Annotated in this window: 18 protein-coding genes; 6 read left to right on the top strand and 12 right to left on the bottom strand. The window is 55.7% G+C overall.

What is annotated here, in order from left to right:
- Positions 1-834: an amino acid ABC transporter permease gene (locus AC2D8V_RS13460; RefSeq protein WP_484734091.1), complete on the top strand. Its 834-nt coding sequence runs from the start codon at positions 1-3 to the stop codon at positions 832-834.
- Positions 834-1,565, top strand: coding sequence for an amino acid ABC transporter ATP-binding protein (locus AC2D8V_RS13455; RefSeq protein WP_484734090.1), 732 nt, complete (start codon positions 834-836; stop codon positions 1,563-1,565). The genes AC2D8V_RS13460 and AC2D8V_RS13455 overlap by 1 nt, the downstream gene beginning before the upstream one ends.
- A 14-nt stretch (positions 1,566-1,579) precedes the next feature.
- Here AC2D8V_RS13455 and AC2D8V_RS13450 read toward each other — a convergent pair whose 3' ends face one another.
- The 6 genes from AC2D8V_RS13450 to AC2D8V_RS13425 all read right to left on the bottom strand — a co-directional run bounded on the left by AC2D8V_RS13450 (position 1,580) and on the right by AC2D8V_RS13425 (position 8,863).
- Positions 1,580-2,629 carry an ABC transporter ATP-binding protein gene (locus AC2D8V_RS13450; RefSeq protein WP_484734089.1) on the bottom strand — a complete coding sequence of 350 codons (1,050 nt, stop codon included), beginning with the start codon at positions 2,627-2,629 and terminating at the stop codon, positions 1,580-1,582.
- Complete coding sequence (locus AC2D8V_RS13445) at positions 2,629-3,885, bottom strand: MGH1-like glycoside hydrolase domain-containing protein (RefSeq protein ID WP_484734088.1); 1,257 nt, start codon at positions 3,883-3,885, stop codon at positions 2,629-2,631. The genes AC2D8V_RS13450 and AC2D8V_RS13445 overlap by 1 nt, the downstream gene beginning before the upstream one ends.
- Before the next feature lie 5 nt (positions 3,886-3,890).
- The gene (locus AC2D8V_RS13440) at positions 3,891-5,102 is read right to left on the bottom strand and encodes a carbohydrate ABC transporter permease (RefSeq protein ID WP_484734087.1); all 1,212 of its coding nucleotides are present in this window, start codon (positions 5,100-5,102) and stop codon (positions 3,891-3,893) included.
- Positions 5,099-6,328, bottom strand: coding sequence for a carbohydrate ABC transporter permease (locus AC2D8V_RS13435; RefSeq protein WP_484734086.1), 1,230 nt, complete (start codon positions 6,326-6,328; stop codon positions 5,099-5,101). Before AC2D8V_RS13435 ends, AC2D8V_RS13440 begins: the two co-directional genes overlap by 4 nt.
- Before the next feature lie 69 nt (positions 6,329-6,397).
- A complete protein-coding gene (locus tag AC2D8V_RS13430) occupies positions 6,398-7,744 on the bottom strand; it encodes an ABC transporter substrate-binding protein (protein ID WP_484734085.1) in 1,347 nt (448 codons plus the stop codon).
- Between the two features lie 15 nt (positions 7,745-7,759).
- Positions 7,760-8,863: a LacI family DNA-binding transcriptional regulator gene (locus AC2D8V_RS13425; RefSeq protein WP_484734084.1), complete on the bottom strand. Its 1,104-nt coding sequence runs from the start codon at positions 8,861-8,863 to the stop codon at positions 7,760-7,762.
- A 330-nt stretch (positions 8,864-9,193) separates the two neighbouring features.
- Here AC2D8V_RS13425 and AC2D8V_RS13420 point away from each other — a divergent pair, with 330 nt between their 5' ends.
- The gene (locus AC2D8V_RS13420) at positions 9,194-10,153 is read left to right on the top strand and encodes a hypothetical protein (RefSeq protein ID WP_484734083.1); all 960 of its coding nucleotides are present in this window, start codon (positions 9,194-9,196) and stop codon (positions 10,151-10,153) included.
- Between the two features lie 10 nt (positions 10,154-10,163).
- Here the strand turns inward: AC2D8V_RS13420 and AC2D8V_RS13415 are convergent, their stop codons facing one another.
- From AC2D8V_RS13415 to AC2D8V_RS13405, 3 genes are all read right to left on the bottom strand, one after another.
- The gene (locus AC2D8V_RS13415; RefSeq protein ID WP_484734082.1) at positions 10,164-11,498 is read right to left on the bottom strand and encodes a sulfatase-like hydrolase/transferase; all 1,335 of its coding nucleotides are present in this window, start codon (positions 11,496-11,498) and stop codon (positions 10,164-10,166) included.
- Positions 11,499-11,636: 138 nt separating this feature from the next.
- The gene (locus AC2D8V_RS13410; RefSeq protein WP_484734081.1) at positions 11,637-12,569 is read right to left on the bottom strand and encodes a hypothetical protein; all 933 of its coding nucleotides are present in this window, start codon (positions 12,567-12,569) and stop codon (positions 11,637-11,639) included.
- Positions 12,544-13,968: an MBOAT family O-acyltransferase gene (locus AC2D8V_RS13405; RefSeq protein ID WP_484734080.1), complete on the bottom strand. Its 1,425-nt coding sequence runs from the start codon at positions 13,966-13,968 to the stop codon at positions 12,544-12,546. Before AC2D8V_RS13405 ends, AC2D8V_RS13410 begins: the two co-directional genes overlap by 26 nt.
- A gap of 503 nt (positions 13,969-14,471) precedes the next feature.
- Between AC2D8V_RS13405 and AC2D8V_RS13400 the strand changes: the two genes are divergently transcribed.
- Genes AC2D8V_RS13400 through gghA form a run of 3 tightly spaced genes read left to right on the top strand, consistent with a single transcriptional unit; the run spans position 14,472 to position 19,071 of the window.
- Positions 14,472-14,690 carry a hypothetical protein gene (locus AC2D8V_RS13400; RefSeq protein ID WP_484734079.1) on the top strand — a complete coding sequence of 73 codons (219 nt, stop codon included), beginning with the start codon at positions 14,472-14,474 and terminating at the stop codon, positions 14,688-14,690.
- A 31-nt stretch (positions 14,691-14,721) separates the two neighbouring features.
- Complete coding sequence (gene glgB / locus AC2D8V_RS13395) at positions 14,722-16,644, top strand: 1,4-alpha-glucan branching protein GlgB (protein ID WP_484734078.1); 1,923 nt, start codon at positions 14,722-14,724, stop codon at positions 16,642-16,644.
- Between the two features lie 39 nt (positions 16,645-16,683).
- Positions 16,684-19,071 (top strand): glucosylglycerol hydrolase, encoded by a 2,388-nt coding sequence (gene gghA / locus AC2D8V_RS13390; RefSeq protein ID WP_484734077.1) that lies wholly within the window; start codon positions 16,684-16,686, stop codon positions 19,069-19,071.
- 81 nt (positions 19,072-19,152) lie between these two features.
- Here the strand turns inward: gghA and ggpS are convergent, their stop codons facing one another.
- From ggpS to AC2D8V_RS13375, 3 genes are read right to left on the bottom strand one after another with little or no spacing between them, the layout of a single operon-like run.
- Complete coding sequence (gene ggpS, locus AC2D8V_RS13385; protein WP_484734076.1) at positions 19,153-20,640, bottom strand: glucosylglycerol-phosphate synthase; 1,488 nt, start codon at positions 20,638-20,640, stop codon at positions 19,153-19,155.
- A 1-nt stretch (position 20,641) separates the two neighbouring features.
- Positions 20,642-21,430: an HAD-IIB family hydrolase gene (locus AC2D8V_RS13380; RefSeq protein WP_484734075.1), complete on the bottom strand. Its 789-nt coding sequence runs from the start codon at positions 21,428-21,430 to the stop codon at positions 20,642-20,644.
- Entirely contained in the window at positions 21,427-22,569 is a 1,143-nt protein-coding gene (locus tag AC2D8V_RS13375) for an NAD(P)H-dependent glycerol-3-phosphate dehydrogenase (RefSeq protein WP_484734074.1), read from the bottom strand. The genes AC2D8V_RS13380 and AC2D8V_RS13375 overlap by 4 nt, the downstream gene beginning before the upstream one ends.
- Positions 22,570-22,717 lie beyond the last annotated feature (148 nt).

Here is a 22,717-nt window from a genome sequence, read left to right as displayed (position 1 = left end):
ATGTCCAAAAGCAAAGCGGCGGGTCTGACCCGCCGCGAAATCTATGAGGCACGGCAACGGCGTCGATCTGTAACCGTCGCAACGGTCAGCACCGTATTGGCGCTTGTCGCCGTTGTTACACTTGTTCCCCTGACACCGGGGTGGTCAAAGGTCAAAAAGAGCTTTTTCAATTGGGATACACTGGTAAAGACCTTTCCCGATCTGCTCGATGCCTTTCTCATTAATGTAATGATCTTTGCATGGTGCGCCCCCGCAATTGCGGTTCTGGGGTTGCTCATCGCGCTCGCAAGAGACGCAAAGTCGCCCGCGCTCTTTCCTCTCCGGATTTTCGGTGCCGCCTTTACCGACATCTTTCGCGGTGTGCCGGTTATTCTGACGGTATATCTGATCGGCTTTGGCATCCCCGGCCTTGGCCTGCCGAGACCGTGGAACTCGCCTTACATTTGGGGTTCACTCGCACTTGTTCTGACCTATTCCGCTTACGTGGCCGAAATATTCAGGTCCGGCATAGACAGCGTGCACCACAGCCAGCGCTCCGCTGCCTTGTCCTTAGGTTTGACCGAGCAGCAGGTCATGCGCGATGTAGTTTTGCCTCAGGCTGTCCGCAACGTCGTTCCGGCACAAATGAACATGTTGATCGCCCTGCAGAAAGACGTCTCTCTGCTCAGCTTTATCGGGCCGGTAGAAATTTTCCGACAGGCAGGCGTTTTTAAGTCGCTTCTGGCCAACTTCACCCCCTATGTGGGGGCCGCGATCATCTTTCTGGCCGTAACAATCCCGGCGACACGATACGCAGACTATCTGATGGCCCGGCAAATGCGGGAGAGGCGCTGATGGCCAAGCTGGAACTGCGAGGCGTCGTAAAACGCTTTGGCCAAAATACCGTCTGCGACGGTATAGATCTGGATGTGGAAGCCGGCCAGATGGTGTGTTTGATCGGGTCATCCGGAGCAGGAAAATCCACGCTTTTGCGCTGCGTCAACCTTCTGGAGCCCATTGAAGACGGAGAGATATTCCTCGACGGCGACGACATCGCGGTTCCTGGGCTGGACCCGCAATTGGTGCGCTCGCGCATTGGCATGGTGTTTCAAAGCTACAACCTGTTTCCCCATATGACGGCCTTGGAGAATGCGATGTTGGCGCCGCGGCGAGTGCGCGGCGCGTCGCGCGCGGAAATTCAGCCGGAGGTCGAGGCCCTGTTTGAGCGGTTCGCGCTCGCTGACCGCATGGGAAACTACCCCGACCAGCTATCTGGCGGGCAACAACAGCGCGTCGCGATCGTTCGTGCCTTGGCTATGAGGCCAGAGGTGATGCTTTTTGACGAAATTACCTCTGCGCTGGACCCTCAACTGGTCGGTGACGTTCTGAACGTTTTACTGATGCTCAAGAACGAAGGCATGACGATGGTGCTTGCAACGCACGAAATGGGCTTTGCCCGCGAAGCGGCGGACAAAGTCTGTTTTTTAAAGGACGGGCGCATCTTGGAGGAAGGTCCGCCCGCCAAACTGTTCGACACGCCCGAAAGGGAAGAAACCCGCGCCTTTCTGGCACGCGCTCTCAAGTAACCGCGCCTCGGACATCACTCGGCGCGCAAACCGTCAGCATCAAAAAAGCTCAGCTTATCGGGATTGAAAGAAAGGCCGACAGTGTCGTCGGGCTTGACCGTCGTATCACCGTCTGTGCGCAGCATAAGCTGTCCAAGTGGCCCGCAGTCTACCACGACAAAACAGTCAGCGCCGAGATACTCGACCACTTCGACACAGCCCGTGGCCTGCCCCTGCCCTGCTTGGGCAAGCGTGATATGCTCTGGTCGGATACCGAGCGAAACTGCAGGGGTCGACGCGTGATAGGCACCGCGACCGCCCCCTTCCAGATTGTATTCTCCACCGCTTGTTGAACACGGAATAATATTCATTTTCGGGCTGCCGATGAACTGCGCCACAAAAAGGTTTGCCGGCTTTTCGTACAGTTCCTTCGGCGTACCAACTTGAGCTATCTTACCGAACTCGAGCACCACAATGCGGTCAGCAAGCGTCATGGCCTCGACCTGATCGTGGGTCACATAAATCATGGTCGATTTGAGACGGTGGTGCAGCTTAGCAATTTCAAGCCGCATCTCCACGCGAAGGGCAGCGTCCAGATTTGACAGAGGCTCGTCAAACAGAAAAGCCGTGGGGTCGCGCACAATACAACGCCCGATGGCGACACGCTGCCTTTGCCCGCCAGAAAGATCTTTTGGCCGCCGATCAAGGTAGCTGTCCAGTTTGAGCACATCGGCAGCCGCATTTACTTTCTCGGTGATTTCGGCTTTCGAAGCCCCCGCCGTTTTCAACGAGAAACCCATATTGTCGCGCACCGACATGTGCGGATAAAGCGCATAGGACTGGAATACCATCGCCAGTCCGCGTTTCGAAGGAGGCTCTGCGGTCACATCCTGTCCGTTGATATCGAGCGTGCCCCGGCTGATGTCTTCGAGCCCCCCGATCATGCGCAGCAGAGTTGACTTGCCGCACCCGGAAGGCCCCACGAAGACAACGAACTCACCGTCATTAATCTCAAGGTCAATGCCTTTGATGACCTGAGCTTCACCGTACCATTTTTCAACTGCGTTGAGTTTGATCGCGCCCATTACGCCTCTCCCGCTGAAGGCGACGCCCAGGTAAGCCAGACGGCCGCCGTCCATGTAAATGTGCTTCCGCCCGCCGGCGCGCCGGAAAGCGGATCGTAATATTCCGCAAAGCCCTGCTCTGACATCAAAAGCCGCGTCCGCTCCTTGAGTATGCGGGCTTCCTCGAGATGCCCCATGTCAGCCAAGCCCATGCCAATCAGGGTGTTCAGCATTCCCCACGTTGGGCCCCGCCAGTAGCGGCGAGAATCAAACCACTCGCTGCCAACCTTCTGGCTTGGAACCGGATAGGGACAAGCGTCAAAGGCCGCGTGCAATTCGCGCATCATCACGTCGCTTTCGACCCCCGCGTACCAGCACAGGAAGGACGCACTGGATACAGAGCCGGTATGCGAACCCAAAGTGAGGTTCACCCCGTCAAAAACGCCGTCCTCGTTGCGCAGGCTTTGCGCACCCTTTTCGATCTCTGCAGCCCATGCGTCGATTTCGGCGCGATCCTCGCCAAGCGTCTTGGCAATCGCGGCGAGGTCGCGGTGCGCACGCAGCAGAACGAAGGTCATAAGCGGGTCCGCAACGCGGAACGGCGCATTCTCCGCCATTTTTGCATCATCCCATCCGAGCCTGCGGCCGCGTTGCACCAACCAAATATAGCGGTCGTAATCTTCCTTGGTTGGGCGCATTGAGCTGTCTACATGGGTCGTGTCGCGCCGGGTGTATTCCCCAACACCAACCGGATTGATGGATTGCATTGCGCTGTCCCAATCCGGCGCATTGTCCCGCCCCCCTTCCCACGGGTGGGTAATGAAAATCGCGCCACCTTCATTGCGCCACTTCATGAACCAACGGTGCCATTCTTTGAGCTTGGGGAAAATTGCCGCCAGACGTGCCTTGCCGGTGGCCGGATCTGCATCATAGACCGCACGCGCGAATGTTGCCGCAACCGGTGGCTGCGATATCCCGGAAGACGCAACAGGACCAATCCCGTCGGTCCCCCAGACATCCGGTCCCGGAAAATACCCCGGATCTGGTTCGTGAAACAGGATATGAGGCACCATGCCGTTCGGCCACTGGCCGGAAAACAGTGTTTCCAGTTCCTGCCATGCTCGCGGGATATCAAAGTTGGTGAACCCCCATGCAGCAAAGGCGCTGTCCCAGTTCCACTGGTATGGGTAAAGCCCCGCCGTCGGTAGCGTATAACCGCCCCGGTCATTGCCTCTCAGAATGTCGCGTGCCCGATCATCGAGTGCTGTAGTCGTCATTTCAGTCATCCTTTCACCGAGCCTGCAGTCAGGCCCTTGGTCATGAACCGCTCCAGTCCCAGAAACAGTGCGAGGATTGGCACCGTGGCCACCACGGCGCCTGCCATCAGGTGCTGGCGCGGTATTTCTGAAGAGTTCAACGAGGCAATGCCGCGTGTGAGCGTGAATTTGGAGGGATCGTCCAGCAACATGAACGCGAGCAGGAATTCATTCCACGCGATCATGAAGACATAAAGACTAACCGAGGCGATCGCTGGCAGCGCAAGGGGCAGCGTAATTTTCCAGATTACTGCAAGCCGGCTCAGCCCATCCATTAACCCGGCTTCTTCCACCTCGTGCGGCAGTCCACGGAAGTACCCTTGCAGCATGTACAACGCCACAGGAATCGTCGTGACAGGGTAGATAAGCAGGATACCTACGATCGTATTGCGCAGGCCGGTCATTGAAAAGGCAATGTAGATGGGCAGCGCCAAAACGATCACCGGCACCATATAGATCATCAGGATCGAACGGGAGAACACCGCCTGCCCCTTGAACCGAAGGCGAGCGACCGCATAAGCGCCCGGAATGGAGAAGGCGAGCGTAATGAAAACCGTGAGCACCGATATGAGCAGCGAGTTGAACATATAGGTGCCAAAGTTAAAGTCCTGAAACAGTTCAAGATAGGACCGGAACAGCCCCCACCCCTGACTCAGGTCGACTGAGAAATCCAAGGGGTTCGCCACCAGTTGCTGCTGGTTTTTCAGGCTGGTCATCACCATCACGTAGAATGGGATGGCGACAATCGCGGTGAAGAACACATAGCCAAAGCCCGTCAGAAACCGGATGACAGCTTCTTCGAATTCATGCCGGCTCAGCGGGCCTGCGTGAGTGTCTTTAAGCATCGCGTAGATGGGCCAAAGCGTGCCAACCCCGGCCAGTATCGCAGCAATGACAATTGCGCCAGTTCCAACTTCTCCGGTCAGGATCGGACCGAAACCGGCAAAAAGCATAACAAGAAAGGCGACACATCCCATCCCAAGCGCCGCAATAAGAGAGGGTAAATACAAACAGGCAAGTCCGAAGAGAATGCCAATACCGAGGCTCCACAGAAGTGAGGGGCGGAACGCTTCCCCAGTTGCAAGGCTCATAGCCACGGCCACCGTAACGCAGGCGACGAATGTCCACAGCGCGCCCAATAAAGGTGCCGTGATGTATCCAAACCGCAGAAAGCTCATAGCCCTTCCTCCTTGCTCATAAATTTGAAGAAGAAGATCGAAAACGACAGCAGGCATAGGAAGATCACAACAGCGACCGCTGCACCTGCACCGATATTCGACACGGCAAATGCCTGCTCGTAGACATTCACTGTCAGCGTACGTGTGCCTGCGTTACCGCCGGTGAGCAGGAAAATGTCGTCGAACTTGTTAAACGTCCAGATAAATCGCAGCAAGAACAACACGCTGAGAATACCCAGAAGCTGCGGCAGGCTGAGATACCAGAACTGCTGGAACGGCGATGCGCCGTCCATGTCTGCGGCCTCGTACATGTCAGTATCGATCGACTGCATCCGTGCAAGGATGAACAGGAATGACAAAGGGAAATACCGCCAGATCTCGAACACCGTCACCATGATCAGCGCGAGCGGGCGTTCCCCGAAAAAGTTAATGCTTTCGTTTGTGACCCCCATCTGCACTAACAGCGCGTTAGCCGACCCCGAAAACGGGTCAAACAGGATAAGCCACGAAAAGGCTACGGCAATGATCGGCGCGACGTAAGGAAAGAGGTAAAGACCCCGCAAGATCCCCTGCCCGCGAAACGACTTGTTGAGCAATAATGCGGCAAACAGGCCCACGAGAAGCGCCCCGACAGTGCCGAACACTGTGTAGAACATGGTAACACCAAATACGCCCCAGAATTCGTCGCCGTCAAAGACACGCGCGAAATTTTCCGTGGTGAAGGTCATGTTGGTCAGGACACTTTCACCTTTACCCCGCACTGCCGGCTCAGACCCTTCGACAGCATCTTCCGTCGCATCATCGTCAGGGGCCGAGACCGGAATGCGCAGCCGCTCGTTGAACCCGCCCTCTAGCGTGCCAAATTCGCAGGTGAGGTCCTGTCCTTCGAGGCGGCACGCCTCCGGCAGATCGCCTGTAACCGATACGTTGGGCGGCAAGGTGTCGGTAAATCCGACACCCGTCAGTTCCACATCCTGCGACGAGTTTCGCACGCGATACTCAACCCGCATTTCATCGCCGGATCCGCGCAGGCTTTCGCGCACCACAGCCACAGGCGGACGCAGTTCAGCCAAACCTATCGGTTTGAAGCTTATCCAGAAAATTGCAAGGAGCGGCAGCACCACGACCAATGCGACACTGATCAAAGTGGGTGCCAGCAAGCCCCAGGCAAGGCGCGCTTCGCGCCGCGCCAGCGGCGTAGTACCGATGGGGGGAAGACTTTGCATGATGATGTCCGTTGTCTGGTTGGCCGCCCCGAAAAACCGAGCGGGGCGGCCGGTAAAAGGGTCGGGCCTTTATTGCAGGCCGGACAGCTCTTTGTTCATTTCGGCGATTGCGCCGGCAGCATCGAGTTCACCATCGATGTACTGACGCACAACGCGGTTGATCACCTGACTGTTGATCATCTTGGACGCGAGGCCAAGTTGACCTTCGGCGACGCCCCAACGCTGAGCAACGTCAAGACCACCAACGATCTCGTCGATCATTGACGCTTCGTAAAGATCACCCAGCGGTGCCTTGCGGTCTACACCTACAGGAAGTGTGGCCCACAACTCTTTGAACTTGTTGGGTTCGTCCGATGTGCCCGCCCGTACCGGGAACTTGCCCTCAGGAGCGATCGACAGCGTCGCACCGTATCCGTCATCAACCGAGAACTTAACAAATTCCATGGCCGCGTCGGTATCCGCATCCGACGTGATACCAAAGTAGCGAATGTCACCCCAAGCTGCGCCATCTGGATTTGAAGGCCCTGCAAAGTTCGTCACAACACCCGTTTTGGACGCCAGTTCCGATGATGTTGGATCGTCGGTGATCGTTGGTGGCGCACTGTCGCGCAGTCCCGCCAGTTCATCGAGAATAAAGGGCGACCAGATGATCATTGCCGCATTACCAGAGAAATACAACGTGCGGGACTGGTCCCAGTACAGATCACCAGGAGGGGATGCTTCGGCGATGGCTTTGTAGAACTCAAGCACTTCGGTGGTTTTTGCAACGTCCAGTTCTTGGAAACCGTCCGCGCCAACAGGTGACACGCCATTGGCAAGGAACACATGCTCGAGAACTTGGCTCATAAAGTTCTCGTCCACTTTTGTAGCCGCAACAAACCCGTACATTTCCGGCGGGTTATGCAGTTTTTCTACAGCAGCAAGCACGTTGGCATAAGTTGTCGGGGCTTCGAGACCATTCGCATCGAACAAATCCTTGCGATAGACCAGCATCTGGGTCCAACCATCCACCGGAACTGACGCGGTGTCGCCGTCATAAGCGGCCATAGCCAGAGCGCCCGGCGCGAATGTACCAGCGCCCAGTTCATCGATGACTTCAGTCGCAGCTTCGGTATCGAGGATACCAGCCTCGGCCCAAGGCAGGGCGTACTGCAGCGTATGGTAGATGACGTCTGGCAGATCACCCGCCGCGAAAGCGGCTGTCGCACGAGTGCCCAAATCGCTCTCAGTAACAGGGATTACTTCCACCGCCGTTCCGGTCATTTTTTCGAATTCAGCCGCCATTGCTTCTTGCTTTGCAAGACGTTCCGGCTGCTCCTCCGTTGTCCAGAAACGGATCGTATCCGCCGATACCGCCAACGCGGATAGCGCAAGCGCGACGGCCGATCCTGTCATTAACTTGGTCATCTGTGACATAGTTTGTCTCTCCCTTTACAGACTTGGTTCTTGATAGTTCCCAGGCGCAGGTCCGTGAGACCCGCCGCTCCTGAAGGTGGCACGCACCAAAGCACGCAACTCCTCTGGCGCCGCACCGCGACACCGTTCGATTAGCATCTGAGCAAGCTTTTCGCCCGCTGCCCTGATGTCCACAGAAAACGTAGACAAGGGCGGGTCGAGCAAGTTGCCCTCTGGAATGCCGTCATATGAAATTACAGAAAGGTCTCGCCCGACCCGCAATGAACGGGCGCGCGCCGCATCGAATACACCAAGAGCAGCCCCATCTACAGCACAGACAATCGCGGTCGGCGGATGTGCCAAATCAAGCAACCCGCCTGCGACCTCAGCGCCGTCTGAACGGGCCACGGCTGGCGTTGAGATCAATTCGGGGTCATGTGGCAGGTTTGAAGCCGCCAAACCCTGATGGTATCCTTCAAGCCGCAACTTTGCGTATGTGTAGTCCGGAGCACCGGGAACAAAGGCAATTCTTTTGTGCCCCAGCGCCGCGCATTTTTGCACCGCTTCACACATGGCTGTCTCACCTTCGATATCAAACCACGCGCAACCCGCGTCGTCCAACGTCCGGCCATAAAGCACAAAGGGAATATCCCTACCGCGCAGATATTTCGCGCGCGGGTCGTCCAACTTTGTCCGTGGCAGAATAAATCCATCTGCCTTTTGCTCTTCTGTCAGTCTTTCCAACAAAGCGAGCGTATCTGCCTCGCTTGACGAGGTCGCGACGGTCAGCGTCCAGTGCTCGATCGATGCGGCAACAGACAGGCCTGCGAGAAACTCGGCCACAAAGGGGCGGTGCCCGTCATGCTCGTTCATTTCCAAAACAAGCCCGATTGAGCGGACCCTGCCTGTGCGGATGGCCTGCGCGTGGCTCAGCGGCCTGTAACCAAGCTGATCCGCCGCATAGCGCACGCGGTTCCGCGTGGATTCCGAGATGTCGGGATACCCGTTTAGTGCACGGCTAACGGTACCTTTTGCCAACCCCAAATGATCCGCCAGATCGACGATACGCACGCGCTTTGGCACACGATTCATTTCTGCTGAAAACTTGCGCTCTACGCCCATCGCGAATCGTCCTCCCACGGTCAAAATCGCCTCCGAAACCGGTTTCGGCAAGCGTTTCGTTGCCAAAATTACCGTTTCTGCTCAATTATGCGGTTGCTGGTGTGGTGAGTGTTTGCCCAAAAAATACCCTGAACTGCCAGTAAATCTGGGCTAACCGCAAACATGTTACTGCTTAGAAATCACCCAGTGCTCCCCTGTCAGTTTACTGGCTGACTCACGCTTTTATTGGACCGTAGCAATAATTTTTCCTACGCTTGGCGCAGACATCCAAGTCGGCACGCTTCGCGTCGTCGGTTTATTTTGAAACGGGGCGAACGATCCCGGTTAATGAGCAGGCAAGTCAGAAGAATGACTCAGATCGTGATCCATATCGGGACGCCAAAAACCGGGACAACCGCGATTCAGAACGCGTTGTTTGCTCATGAGGAAGCGCTGGTTGACCGTGGCATACTATTCCTGAAATCCGGCCGCCACCGCGCGGCGCATAACGATCTGAGCACCGCGATCGCGCGCCACGGCCAAGAACACGGTTTTGCCGCGGCATTATCCGAAGAAATTGAACGCGTCCAATCCGAGCATCCCGCCGCGCGATTGTTGTTAAGCAGCGAAATGTTCACTCTATTGCCACCAGAGCATTTCAGAGATGCCTTACCGCAGATCGCGCCAATGCAAAAACGTGTGGTGGTATACCTGCGCCGCCAAGATGCGTACGCCGAAGCCTTTTACAAACAACGGCTAAAGAATGGACGGATATCCTTACCCTTCCACGCGTTTCTCGACAGCGAGGAATGCCAGATCATCACGAATTATCCGGCCCTGCTCAGGGGTTGGCAAAAGTGTTTTCCCGACGCGGACATAGTGCCTAGGGTATATGACAGGTCACTGTTTCCCGGCGGCAACATTACCAGCGATTTTGCACAGGTTCTGGGTTTGGAGGCGGATGGTCTCGACCACAACAACCGTGACACAAACACTTCTCCGGGCGCAGAGGCCATAATGGTGATGCAGGCTTTGGCACCTCATTTCAAACCCGCCGAACGCCGCCGTATTTTCAAGTCCGTGAAATCCATGAATATCAAAGGCTTTCTAGGCAAGGCTGATCTTTTTTCGCAAGAAGAAAGACGCCTCTACCTTAGTCGTTTTGCGAAAGACAATGAAGAACTGCGTGCCGAATTCTTTCCCCACCGCGAAGCTGTTTTTCCTCAACTCACGGCTCCGACCTCCGGTGCTGCGGACACGCTGACCATGTCGGAACGGCAGGCCATTGTTTCGGCAATGATTGATGCGGCGCAAAAGCTGCGCTCTTAGCGAGACAAAACTAATCTGGACCCGCGGGGATCGCCTCGCCCAATTCAGGATCAAACCCGTAAGCCCGGGCTGTTTCGATCAATTTCTGATATGCGGTTGCATACTCCGGATGCGACGACCCCAGATTTTTTAACTGCCAAGGGTCATTGTTGATGTCGAAAAATTCCGTGCTGCCGTCGCAGTAGCGAATGATGCGAAATGCACCCACGCGCGCAGAGACGTCACCGTGGTGAAATGTGGGTATCACGCGGTCAGCGCCGCTATGACCATCGACCAAGCTGCGCAACGACTGCCCCATATGCTGCGCGTCTGGCGATACGCCTGCATAATCAAGAACGGTCTTGCCGACATCGAGCAATGCCACCGGGTCTTCTACATCACGCGCGCCCTTTTGAAGCGGATCAAAGATCATCAAGGGAACACTCGCCACTTGCTCCCACATGGTTGTTTTCTTGAACCGCTCACGATTGCCCAGATGAAACCCGTGATCGGACAGGACGATGACCACGGTGTTGGCTGCGTGTTTAGATTTGCACAGCGCCGATATGATGCGGCCAAAATGATAGTCGCCATGGCTCAGCGCGGAGTAGTAATTGCGTACGCTCATCTGCCACCACTTGTCCGGATAACCGGCGATATTTGCCGGATACCGTTTTGCCGCATAATCGGTCTCGTCATATCCCGACGCCCAAGCTGCAGGTTTTGTGAACGCGCGCCTGTTGTACATTTCCTTAAAGCGCGCCGGCGTGTAATGCGGTCCGTGCGGGCTGTAGAACCCGATCTCACGATAAAACGGCGCATCATCGTCGTAGTTTTCAATAAAAGAAATAGCTGAGTCCGCCGACTTGTGATCATAGTATTCAGCATCATAGTCAGTGTCCGTCGTGCCGTAGCCGCGCCGGTGTCCGCCGTACGCGCGCTTTTGCACAACGCCGGGTAAACGCATATCAGCACGCCAGCGCTTTTGTTCGTCTGAATAGAGAACTCGGTGATGTCTGCGCCGCAAAGGTCTGTAGTAATGGTGCACCTTCCCGCCGGATGAGCAGAAATAGCCGTTTTGCTTCAATAAGTATGGCCACATATCTCGGGCATTTATGCGATCAAAAACACTGTCATCATTTTGAAACACACCCAACTGATGCGGCGTGCGCGCCGACATGAGACTGGCGCGCGAGGGGCCGCAAATAGGCGATTGACAGTAGGCTTTATGAAAAACCGTCGATTGTTTACGAAAAGCATCGAGGTTGGGGATCTGCAGCGGTTCTTTGAACACGTTGGCGTAGTGGTAGAACGTGACCGCATCATCAAAGCTGAAAAGAATGATGTTTTTGCGTGCGCCGCTCATCAGCCTGTTGCCCCCAAAGTACCTGTCTGTTGCTGCCAGCGCACTTACGGCAGTTGGTCAGACTTTCTTTTGCTTGAGTAAACAGTTTGCGCCGCGGATCGCCAAGTGTGAATAGTTTATCACCCCGATCTGGCGGTTCTAGCCTTCTGTGACCCCAAAACAGCGATCCAGAATGGTAGAGGCAAAACTAATCGCGCCTTCGGCATTTAGGTGATCCACATCGCGGAAGAGAGACAAGTCTGATACGTCATTTCGCATGTCGACCATCCGCGCCCCTGTGCGACGCGCTTCACCGGCAAAAAAAGTCATCATTTCCGGATGACCGACAGAGGCAACCTCGTCTGTGTAATAACTTGACACGGGCAAACTGACCAAACAAACATCTGCGCCCCGCGCCTTCAGGTCGTCCAGCATCTGTGCATAACGCTTTTGTGCGGGTTTAACGCGGACGGGGTGGTCAATGCGATGCCAGTTACGCCTTGATCTCGCTTCCAGAACGCGTCGACGCGGAGCGACCTCTGCCAGATTACCGCCAGACAAAAGCGCACCGGCCTCTGTGATACGCACCTTTGATTTCAGCTGCCCTCCGTCGCGCAGGAAGGCCTCCCAATAAGCAAGCATTCGAGGTCTGTGGCGCGTTGAAGTCAGCAGCACATTGGGCGGCGGCGCATAAAGTTTTGGCGCGGCACGCAATCTGTAAGGGGCAAACATATGAGGGTCGGCCTGAAGTATAACGCGTCCTGGGTCACGCGCTTCGAAATAGAGCTCAATTTTGGCCGCTATGTCATCAATGCTTTCCGAAGGATACGCGAGATTGACAAACCCGTCGCGGGCATCAAACCCCCGTGCGACATGGCTGTCCCCAAAAGAAACATCTGTCCGCGCGTCTGTGCTCAACAAGAGCACGTGCGCCGCTTGGGTATCTTGTGGCTGCACTTGCGTCCGCAGCAACCATTCGCTGGCCACGGCCATCAAAACGCAGGCCGCAACAAACATCGCAGCAAACCCCGTAAGCGCCGCGCGCGCACCTGCCCGCTGGGGGGCGCTAGAACTGGAAGTAGATGAAAGCATTGCTACCACCTGAATAAGTTTTGAAAAGCGCCGCAGCGGCCAGCACGCCCACGACACGCAGCGCCATCACCGATTGCGCATCAGCGAACTGCATCCGTTGCAGCCGTGCGGTCAGTTCCAGTGCATTTGGAGAGAACCACGAAATCAGGGCCGCCAGCGCAACGATGGCCAAAGTCGCGTCAAGTTTTTCGAAGATATGCAGTTCCGTAGGCGCAGGTGATGCGAAAGCGGCCATGGACAACAGGATGTCAAAGGCCTGCGTGAAATCACTCGCCCGGAAGAACACCCACGCTACCACCACGCATAGGAAAGTTAGTGCCACACTGACAGGCGCCGGCATACGGAAAAGCCCCGATTTGGTCCACAGGTGACTGATCGTCAGATAAAACCCGTGCAGGCCACCCCACACCACAAACTGCCAGCCTGCACCGTGCCACAAGCCGCCCAGAAGCATCACAATCCAAAGGTTTGCATATCGGCGGACAGGGCCGCGCCGATTGCCGCCCAAAGGCAAATACAGGTAATCACGCAAAAACGTCGACAAGGTGATGTTCCAGCGCCGCCAGAAATCCACGATGTTCAACGCCTTGTAAGGTGAGCGGAAATTCACCGGCAACTGAAGCCCAAACACAAGCCCCAATCCCAAAGCCATGTCAGAGTAACCAGAAAAATCAAAATAAATCTGGAAGGAATAGCAAAGCATGCCGAGCCATGCTTCAGCCATGCTGATGTCTAGCCCTTGAGCCTGCGCGTAAAAGAGCGTGTCTGCCCCAACCGCCAGATTGTCTGCAATCAGCACCTTCTTGGCCAGACCGATCGAGAACAGGAACACGCCAGCGGCCACATCTTCGGCGCGGAAAGTAGCAAAGCGACCCTGCCGCAGCTGGGGAATGACCTCTTTGTGGTGTACGATTGGTCCTGCAATCAACTGCGGGAAAAAACTGATGAGGAACACGTAATCCAGCAAAGCGCCCTGTTTGGCTTTGCGCTGGTAGATATCGATCAGGTAGGCAATCTGCTGAAATGTGAAAAACGAAATGCCCAGAGGCAGCAAGATGGCAGGCAGGCCGGTTCGAACGCCGGTCACGGCAAACACCATCTCGGCCAGAAACCCTGCGTATTTGAACCAACCCAATAGGCCAAGGTTCAATGCTACGGCCATCGCCGTGATCGACTTGCTTGCGGTTGCCTCGATCCGGCCAGCGAGCCAGTAATTTACAGCAATGGTCAGCGCCAGCAGCACGACATAGGGCGGGTAATGCCAGCCGTAGAAAACGAACGAAGACGCTGCAAGGAAAGCGACGGCCCCGCGCGTACCCGCGATACGAGCAGCAAGCATGGCCCCGGCGACAACCAAGGGCAAAAAGCCCAGCAGGAAAGGTAAGGATGAAAATAGCATCAGCAAACATCCTCGCGACGGGGCGCCGATGGGCGACTGCAACCACGGCCAGCCGCTAGCCAAAACGGCCAGTGGGCGCGCGCGCGCGCCTCAACACGGCTTTGCCCGTCCAACGGCGTGGCCGCACAATCTGCTGTTCTGAATGGCGTTTGCTCGACCACCATATTTTTGCGCTTTCGAAAGTCACCTGTTCCACTACATAGATTGCAGGAATGTGGCACTGTTATGTCCACGAAGCGGATAATCGTAGGTCAATCAACCGATTGTTTCGCCAAATCGTATAACCGCAGCACCCGGCGCTTGGCTTTGGTTGTGTGCTATTTTGAAAAAATCTCGGAACCATTGCACGAGCGGATTGTTGTTTAGGTAGACAGGCGCTCAGGCGCTACTCTAGGCGCGCAAAGGTATCCGTTTTGACCCGAGCTACGGTCATTCCGAGCCGTATCTATCCATTGTCGGATCGCGCTTTTTGCGAAACGCGAAAGGCTAAAAAGGGACGGTTCATGCCACCTATAAAATATCTCGACACGATATGCGGATCATCCGACACTCCTTTTACCCTCTTTTCGCTGTATCCGGACTGCAAACATCAAAGGCTTGTCGCCGTTGATTTTGAAGCTGTCAGTTCATCCGCGCGTATCGGTGACGCCGCTTACTCGTTAAAGTCTATCGACGAAGCCCTCGGAATCTACGCCTGTAAATCACCTGCTCATGGCAGGTAAACATTGCAAAAAAACCAACAGAGGCCACAGCATGACAGACAAAGACCCAAATAACACTGGGACTGTACTGGGCGAAATGGACGAGTACCTGCTGGGCGAAGGCACGCACGAAAGGCTTTGGCAAGTTCTTGGCGCACATGTCACGGAACACCAAGGAACCAAGGGCACACATTTTGCAGTTTGGGCCCCCAACGCCAGCCGCGTCTCTGTAGTCGGCGACTTCAATGACTGGGACGGACGTCATCACGTCATGCGCCGCCGCGGCGCATCCGATGTATGGGAATTATTTTTGCCGGATATTGGTGATGGGGCAATCTACAAGTACGAATTGCTTGACCACAGTGGCGCGTCATTGCCGCTCAAGGCCGACCCGGTTGGCTTTGGCGCCCAACACCCGCCGGAAAATGCAAGCATTGTGCGCGACATTTCAGGATATGGCTGGAAAGATAGCGCGTGGATGACGTCGCGCGGCGCCCGCAACACCACCGCTGCACCGATCTCGATCTACGAGGTGCATCTTGGTTCTTGGAAGCGCGACCCTTCACAGAATGGCCGGCCGATTTCCTACAAAGAAGCGGCCGAAGAGCTGGTCAATTACGCAGCTGACATGGGGTTTACGCATATCGAGCTTTTGCCGCTTTCTGAGTACCCTTTCGACGGCTCTTGGGGATACCAGCCTGTCGGGCTTTTTGCACCAACCGTCCGGCACGGCCCACCGCATGAATTCCGTGATCTCATAGGCGCAGCACACCAAAAGGGCTTGGGCGTCATCCTTGATTGGGTACCTGCGCATTTCCCCTCTGACGCGCATGGGCTGGGCAACTTCGATGGAACGGCACTCTACGAGCATGCCGATCCAAAAGAAGGGTTTCATCAGGACTGGAATACGCTGATCTACAACTTCGGGCGCACCGAAGTCGCAAACTTTCTTGTTTCCAACGCGCGCTACTGGATCAGCGAGTATCACGTCGATGGCCTGCGGGTCGATGCCGTGGCCTCAATGCTTTATCGCGACTATTCCCGTAACGAAGGCGAATGGGTTCCAAATAAGGATGGTGGCCGCGAAAATTACGAGGCGATTGACTTGCTGCGCCGGATGAACACCGCAGTTTATGGAGAAGATGCAAGCATCATGACTATTGCCGAGGAAAGCACGGCTTTTCCCGGCGTATCCAAACCTGTTGACGCTGGCGGCCTCGGCTTTGGCTTCAAGTGGAACATGGGCTGGATGAATGACACGCTCAGCTACATAAGCGAGGACCCGATCAACCGAAAGTATCACCATCACAAGATGACCTTTGGGCTGGTGTACGCTTTCTCAGAGAACTTTGTTCTGCCAATCAGCCATGACGAAGTGGTCCACGGCAAAGGATCAATGCTAGACAAGATGCCCGGTGACCGTTGGCAGAAGTTTGCAAACTTGCGCGCCTACTACGGATTTATGTGGGGACACCCCGGTAAAAAGCTATTGTTCATGGGGCAGGAATTTGGACAAGCGGGAGAATGGAACCACAACGAAATGCTGCCGTGGCACAGCCTTGAGGACGCCGCTCACAAGGGCATGCAGTCGTTTGTGCGCGATCTGAATATTACGTATCAAAACACCCCGGCTCTGCACAAGCGAGATGCGGACCCAGAAGGTTTCGAATGGATATTGACGGACGAAGCAGCGACATCCGTTTACGCTTGGGGGCGGCACGGCGAGACCGGCGATGCTCCAGTCGTGGTCATCTGCAACTTTACACCCGTTGTGCGGCACGACTTTACCATTGGTCTGCCCAGCGCTGGCAAATGGCTCGAGATTTTGAACAGCGACAACGACGCATACGGCGGCTCAGGCATGGGCAATGTTCGCGAAATCAATGCCACAACAACGGGTGCCCACGGCAAACCTGCCTCAGCACAAATCACGATCCCGCCCCTTTCCACCATTATGCTGCAACTCGACACCTAAGGCTCCGTCCAACCAATAACGCACAGGACACCCCACTCTATGCTCAATCAACAGCAAGTCATCGAATTTGACGCCAGCGAAAGCCAACTTCTGGCCGCGTGGTGCGATGAGAAACTGACCATTTCGGAGGATCGATTCGATGCCGGGCGCGCAATCGCAAAGCGGCTTGGCGCACATGTCGATGGCGATAGCGTCAGTTTCGGTTTCTGGGCGCCCGAGTTGTTGGACAACAACGTTTCGGATGCTGATATCTTTGTAGAGCTTTTGCGCCCCACAAAGGCATTGGACATAACCCAAGCGCATGCTGAGATGCAGTTTGAAAGAAGACTGCTGCCTGTCACCCGCTGTGACGCTTTTGTTTTTTCCGTGGTTCGCGGTGTTTTGGCCGGGCACAGGGATCGTGTGGGCGACTTTTACGCGCTGGTTTGGCGTGACACAGAAGGCGCATTTCACCGCATTCTCGACCCGTTGGCCATGTCCCTGCCCTATGGCGCTTTTGCTCCGGCAGAAGTTTATGACGTGACAGCAATGCAAGAGGCTCGCGAGGACAAGGCATATTTCCACGCGCTGAAGGGCGAAAAACCTCACAAGTTTGCCCCTCCCGTCAGCATCTTGCAGTTGCACATCCCTTCCTCTACCGCCGCCGGCACCCTTGCCAGCCTCACGCGTCGTTTCCAGCGCCTCGCAGAGCGCGTCGAACGCGGATTGCCGCTTGAGCCGCAGGATGAGTTATTTATTGGCTACGATGCCGTTCAGCCCCTGCCTGTGGAACCGACCACGGTCTACGAAGCGGGCCCTGCCTTTTGGACAGAAGAGGGTGAGACAGATGACCAAGAAAAGCTGACTGTCAGCCTCATGCGCCCCAATACGACAAACTGGGGCTATGACGTTGTTATTGCAGGGATGGGCACCGTAAACCCGGTGTTGCTGGAAACCGGGCGACCGGATGAACTGGTGGATTTCGCCGCGGTTTTGCACAATTTTCCGGGCAAACCGAAAAAGTTGATTCTGGACGTCGTCTTTGGTCACTCGGACAATCAGGGCCTTAACGCCTTGAATACACACTACTTTGCCGGCCCAAATATGTATGGCCAGAACCTCGATTACAAAAACCCTTTTGTACGGGCCATTTTGCTGGAAATGCAACGCCGCAAAGTAAATTTTGGCGCTGATGGCGTTCGGGTCGATGGCGCACAGGATTTCAAATGGTGGGATCCACACAGCCAGACGCTGCAGCATGATGACGAGTTTCTGGACGAAATGGGCAGCCTCGTTCAGCACGTGGCCGGCACCGACTACCTTCCTTGGTTCGTCTTTGAAGATGGCCGCCCCTGGCCCGACGAAGACTGGGAACTCAGCTCGACCTACCGAGCGGTCACTGAAAATCAAAAAGAACGCGACGCAGATGTATTTCAGTGGGGCCCACTGACTTTTGCGCACAACACACCCTTTATCTATACTTTCTGGCTGTCCAAGTACTGGCGCATTCAAGAGGTCTTGCACCACGGCGAAAACTGGATTTCCGGAACTGCCAACCACGATACGCTCAGACGCGGCACACAAGTCAGCCCAAAGCTGAATATCAACACGCGACTTGGCGAAACACGCATGGAAATTCTCGACAAGGCTTACGACAATCCCGCTGTTTCCATGTTGAGTTATGCCGTCTTCCCTGGTGTCCCGATGGACTTTTTAAATGCGACAGCCCGCGCCAGTTGGGGCTTTATCCGCAATCAGGACGATAAATACGGTGTCAAAGTAGTAGCCGAAGAGGCGATTAGCCTGAAATGGCAGGTGGATGAATACAGTTATTCGCGACCCGGAAATTTCACGCGCCTCAAAGAGCTGGGGTACGAAACCCGCGAAGACCTCGCGCGCTTCTTCGAGTTTCTGCCAGCCTTGGTGGAGGTGACAGATTACAACCTTGATACCATTGCCGGCTTGCTCAACGCGGTTGAACCTCCACTTGCGGGACCAACCAGATACACCGTGCAAAAGCTCAAGGAAGTTGCGCGCGCTTGGATGGACGACATGCACGGGTACTGCAATGTCTATGATTCACTGTCGCATCTGGACCCGGTGCAAACCGGCTTCATGCGGCGGCTGCGCGAATTGCGGCAGGAGAACCCTTGGCTACGGCGCAACTTCACCGATCGAGATCGCTTCACATACCTTCAACCTATTGACGGGCGCACGGTGTTTGCCTCGGTGCGACATGCGCCCGACGGTCAAGCCATGTTCGCACTGTGCCATATGGAAGGTGGCGACACCGGACAGATCGATCCGCTTGACTACCTTCCAAGGGGCGTCGCACCGCGTGACAGTTGGCACCTTGCGCTGCGCAGCCCCGGTATCGGAGGAGATTACTCAGGCGGGCCGATCGTGCTCAAGGATTCCGACGCGTTGCTGTTTCTGTCCAAAGGCTGAGGGCACCAAGGGTATCGAAAAAACGCAGCGCTCTGAACGAGCCGCTGCGTCTTCTCTATCTTGCGGAAAATTGACGTGGCTTTACGCGGCTCGATCAGCTTTCGGCGACCGTATGTCTAACCGACCGGGGCGCCACTTGCGCACGTCGGTTTCCGCCACCGCCTTGCGCAACCGCTCCATGCGGTAGCGACGCTCCGCCTCTGACATATCAAGTGCCTCGCTGATCGCACGATCCATCGAACGATGCGAAAACGGATTGGCGATGACTGCATCCCCAAGTTCGACTGCGGCCCCGGCGAACTCAGAAAGGACAAGAACACCGTCACCATCAGTGCGTGCTGCGACAAACTCCTTGCAAACAAGGTTCATGCCATCCGCCAACGGCGTGATCCATGCAATGTCTGCTGCCTGATAGTAAGCAATCAATTCTTCAAACGGGATCGCGCGCGAAACGAGCGCTACCGGCTGCCAGTCCAGAGTACCGAAACGGCCATTGATCCGGCCAACTGTCTGCTCAATCTCATTTTGGATTTCGCCATATGCCGCCATGTTGCGATTGGCCGAGACAGAGACATGCATCAGACGCAGCTTGCCGCGTTGGTCCGGACTCGCCTCTAACACGCGTTCGAAGCTTTCGAGCTGTTGGACACCGCCTTTGGTGTAATCGGTCCGTCCGACAGATAAGATAAGCTGCGCATCCCCCATTTCTCCGCGGATTTCACGGGCGCGGTCTGCGGTCGCTTCGGATTTTGCCCGTTCATCGACAAAGTCGACGTCAACACCGACCGGCGTCACGCTAACGGACACTTGGCGCCCGTCAAAGGTGACATATTCTGAGATCACCCGCTCGGTCAGCGCGGTGCCTTCTGTGATCCACTTCTCGGGCACCTTGACCGGATGCGAAACGTCCACATCAAAAAGACTGCGGGCCACCGAAATGAAATTCGCGGCGTAACGCGGAACATGAAAACCGACATCATCACAGGCCAAGAGGCTTTTGACGATTTCTTTGCGCCACGGCAGCGCGTTAAAAATGTCGGCCGACGGAAACGGGGTGTGGTGGAAAAAGGCGATGCGCACATCTGGACGCATTTCCCGCAGATATCCGGGCACCAGCCAAAGGTTATAGTCATGCACCCAAACAAGCGCGCCCTGCGCTGCCTCTTCTGCAGCGGCTTCTGCAAAGCGTTTGTTCACATCGCGGAAATTATCCCAGTCCACAGGGTCATAATTGTACCGTTCTTTGAATGCATGGAGGATCGGCCAAAAGGCCTCCTTGGAGGTAATGTGATAGAACTCTCGCACCTGATCAGCAGACAAGGGCAAACGGGAGACCGAGTAGTCTCCGTAGGCGTCGTTGATCTCAACTTTCTGCTCAAAGTCTGGGTTCTCGACGTCTTCCGCCAGCTTCCAGGCGATCCATGCGCCATGATCGACACTGCCAAAGAAACTTTTGAGTGTCGGCACGATCCCGTTCGGGCTCTTGTTTTCCTTGAAAACAATTTTGCCGTTTTCCTCAACTTCCTCATAGGGTTGCCGGTGATAAACGATTACAAGTTCTGAGGCCATGTTACGCCGCCTTTCTGTTCTGGCCGAAAAGCCGGTGATGAATGATCGCCTCGGCGATGCCAGCAACGCCGATACCGTTCGCCTGATACACTGTATCGGTGGCATCCAGTTGATCGATCAGCGCTTGCTCCGACCCACCGACCGCCACTGCCGGCAGACCGGTCTGTAGCATCGACAGATCATTCAGCGTATCGCCGGCCACCAAGGTGCGGCCATGCGCGATATCAAGATGGTCCAGCAAGCGCAGTAGCGACGGCCCTTTGCTCACGCCTTTTGGCAAGACGTCAAAATACTGATTGTCAGACACCAGCACATCGAGACCAAGGCTCTCGATCGCGGTCACGGCTTCCGGGTCAAATGTTGCTGGATCCAGATCGTAGCTCATGCGGTACCGAAAGCCGCTGGACTGCAACCGCAGTCCGGGAAATCGATGCAAGGTTGCCTGAACCATGGCTGTGGCGTTGTCCCAACTATCGGCAATGAGCTGCTCTAAAGTGTCGATCGGAGACAGCAGGTGATCAGCGCCCATCTTGGCAATCGTCGTGCCGACATCACCCACCACATAATCCGGGCGCGGCACGCCCTCCTTGCGGGTTAAATGGCTGACATGACCAGGATCCCGACCGGTCACGAATATCAGCCCGATACGATCACGATTCGTCTCAATCCATTTGTAAAAGCGGGCGCGGTCTTCATCCGAGCCTCCAAGAAACGTACCGTCCAGGTCCGTCGCTAGGACAAATTCCTTCTCTGAGATTGTAGGGGTCGCAAATTTTTCGTGCCGGGTCATGATATCCTTTCTGCAAGTGTTGCTATCGCTTGGTCAGTTGCGGGGTGGCTGAATTCAAGATCCATTGTGCGCGGCTCAGCCTCGATCGGTCGCGCCCAGAGCGCAGCAAATGCTGTCCCCAGATCTTGGTCATCGTGCAAGATCGCCCGCACGGTTTCACAAATTGGAAGCGCTACGCCCACCGTGCGCGCAAGGTCGGTCACAGATTTGGCGTTTGCCTCGCCTTCGACGACCACTGGCGCACCATCGAAACAGTCTTTCCGTGCGGTGCCCTGCCCCAGTTGCAGGCCGAGCGACATATTGCGCGACGTGCTGCTGGAACAGGTCAAAGACAGATCACCTATTCCCGAAAGTCCGGTTACTGTTTCGCGGCGGCCACCAAGCGCTTCGGCGAGCGCCTTCATTTCGTCAACGCCACGGGTAATCAAAGCGGCGCGGGTATTCTCGGCAAATCCAGCGCCAGTCATCATACCGCACGCAATCGCAATGACGTTTTTCAGGGCGCCCCCGATCTCGACACCGACCAAATCGTCCGACACATATGCACGAAAGCTCTCGGTCGTGAGGGACACCGCTAGTTGGGCGGCAAAGCTTTCCGCCGGTTTCAGACGGTCCGCGTAGGCAAACGGGAAAGCGACTGTTGCAGCGGTCGGGTGGCCCAGTGCTGCTTCTCGGGCAAAGGTCGGACCGGAAACGCATCCGACTGGGTGTCCGGGCAATTCTTCTTCGGCGACTTGCGTCATCAGCAGGCCGCTGTTTTCCTCAATGCCCTTTGCGCAGACCGCCACAGGAATTGCATCCGGGATAGACGATGACATCCGGCGCGCTACCGCACGAATGCTGCGTGAGGGCACGACGATCAGGGCTGCCTGCACGTTTTCCAATGCAGCATCCAAATCTGCAAAAGCTCTCAAAGACACTGGCAGCGGCACGTCAGGCAGATAAGAATTGTTGCACTGAGACGTGTTGATCTCGTCTACTACATATGTGCGCCGCCCCCAAAGATTCACCTGAACCCCCGAGGATGCCAGAATAGCCGCAAGCGCCGTCCCCCAAGAACCCGCGCCAATCACGGCGACACGGTCGTATTTCTTGGCAAAAATGGGAACGAGCGCGCCGTTGACTGGTGTGTGTTTCATTCGGACCTCTGGAAACGTGAAAACAAACGTGGGAGCGGCTGAAAAGGAGCCGGCAGACGAAGAAGATTTCGCACTACGTGTTTATCGATGTGTTAAGAATGGCGGCCTCTCTCCTGTCGTCAATGCTGCACACGCGAAATGCGTCAAT

The organism is Roseobacter sp. YIN89 (assembly GCF_057219365.1).
Note: the sequence above shows the minus strand (reverse complement) of the source record. Positions and strands in the feature narration are given on the sequence as shown.

Excerpts from the sequence above, each read along its gene's own strand:
- AC2D8V_RS13460 (WP_484734091.1), top strand. The coding sequence starts at position 1 with ATGTCCAAAAGCAAAGCGGCGGGTCTGACCCGCCGCGAAATCTATGAG.
- AC2D8V_RS13455 (WP_484734090.1), top strand. The coding sequence starts at position 834 with ATGGCCAAGCTGGAACTGCGAGGCGTCGTAAAACGCTTTGGCCAAAAT.
- AC2D8V_RS13450 (WP_484734089.1), bottom strand. The coding sequence starts at position 2,629 with ATGGGCGCGATCAAACTCAACGCAGTTGAAAAATGGTACGGTGAAGCT.
- AC2D8V_RS13445 (WP_484734088.1), bottom strand. The coding sequence starts at position 3,885 with ATGACGACTACAGCACTCGATGATCGGGCACGCGACATTCTGAGAGGC.
- AC2D8V_RS13440 (WP_484734087.1), bottom strand. The coding sequence starts at position 5,102 with ATGAGCTTTCTGCGGTTTGGATACATCACGGCACCTTTATTGGGCGCG.
- AC2D8V_RS13435 (WP_484734086.1), bottom strand. The coding sequence starts at position 6,328 with ATGCAAAGTCTTCCCCCCATCGGTACTACGCCGCTGGCGCGGCGCGAA.
- AC2D8V_RS13430 (WP_484734085.1), bottom strand. The coding sequence starts at position 7,744 with ATGTCACAGATGACCAAGTTAATGACAGGATCGGCCGTCGCGCTTGCG.
- AC2D8V_RS13420 (WP_484734083.1), top strand. The coding sequence starts at position 9,194 with ATGACTCAGATCGTGATCCATATCGGGACGCCAAAAACCGGGACAACC.
- AC2D8V_RS13415 (WP_484734082.1), bottom strand. The coding sequence starts at position 11,498 with ATGAGCGGCGCACGCAAAAACATCATTCTTTTCAGCTTTGATGATGCG.
- AC2D8V_RS13410 (WP_484734081.1), bottom strand. The coding sequence starts at position 12,569 with ATGCTTTCATCTACTTCCAGTTCTAGCGCCCCCCAGCGGGCAGGTGCG.
- AC2D8V_RS13405 (WP_484734080.1), bottom strand. The coding sequence starts at position 13,968 with ATGCTATTTTCATCCTTACCTTTCCTGCTGGGCTTTTTGCCCTTGGTT.
- AC2D8V_RS13400 (WP_484734079.1), top strand. The coding sequence starts at position 14,472 with ATGCCACCTATAAAATATCTCGACACGATATGCGGATCATCCGACACT.
- glgB (WP_484734078.1), top strand. The coding sequence starts at position 14,722 with ATGACAGACAAAGACCCAAATAACACTGGGACTGTACTGGGCGAAATG.
- gghA (WP_484734077.1), top strand. The coding sequence starts at position 16,684 with ATGCTCAATCAACAGCAAGTCATCGAATTTGACGCCAGCGAAAGCCAA.
- ggpS (WP_484734076.1), bottom strand. The coding sequence starts at position 20,640 with ATGGCCTCAGAACTTGTAATCGTTTATCACCGGCAACCCTATGAGGAA.
- AC2D8V_RS13380 (WP_484734075.1), bottom strand. The coding sequence starts at position 21,430 with ATGACCCGGCACGAAAAATTTGCGACCCCTACAATCTCAGAGAAGGAA.
- AC2D8V_RS13375 (WP_484734074.1), bottom strand. The coding sequence starts at position 22,569 with ATGAAACACACACCAGTCAACGGCGCGCTCGTTCCCATTTTTGCCAAG.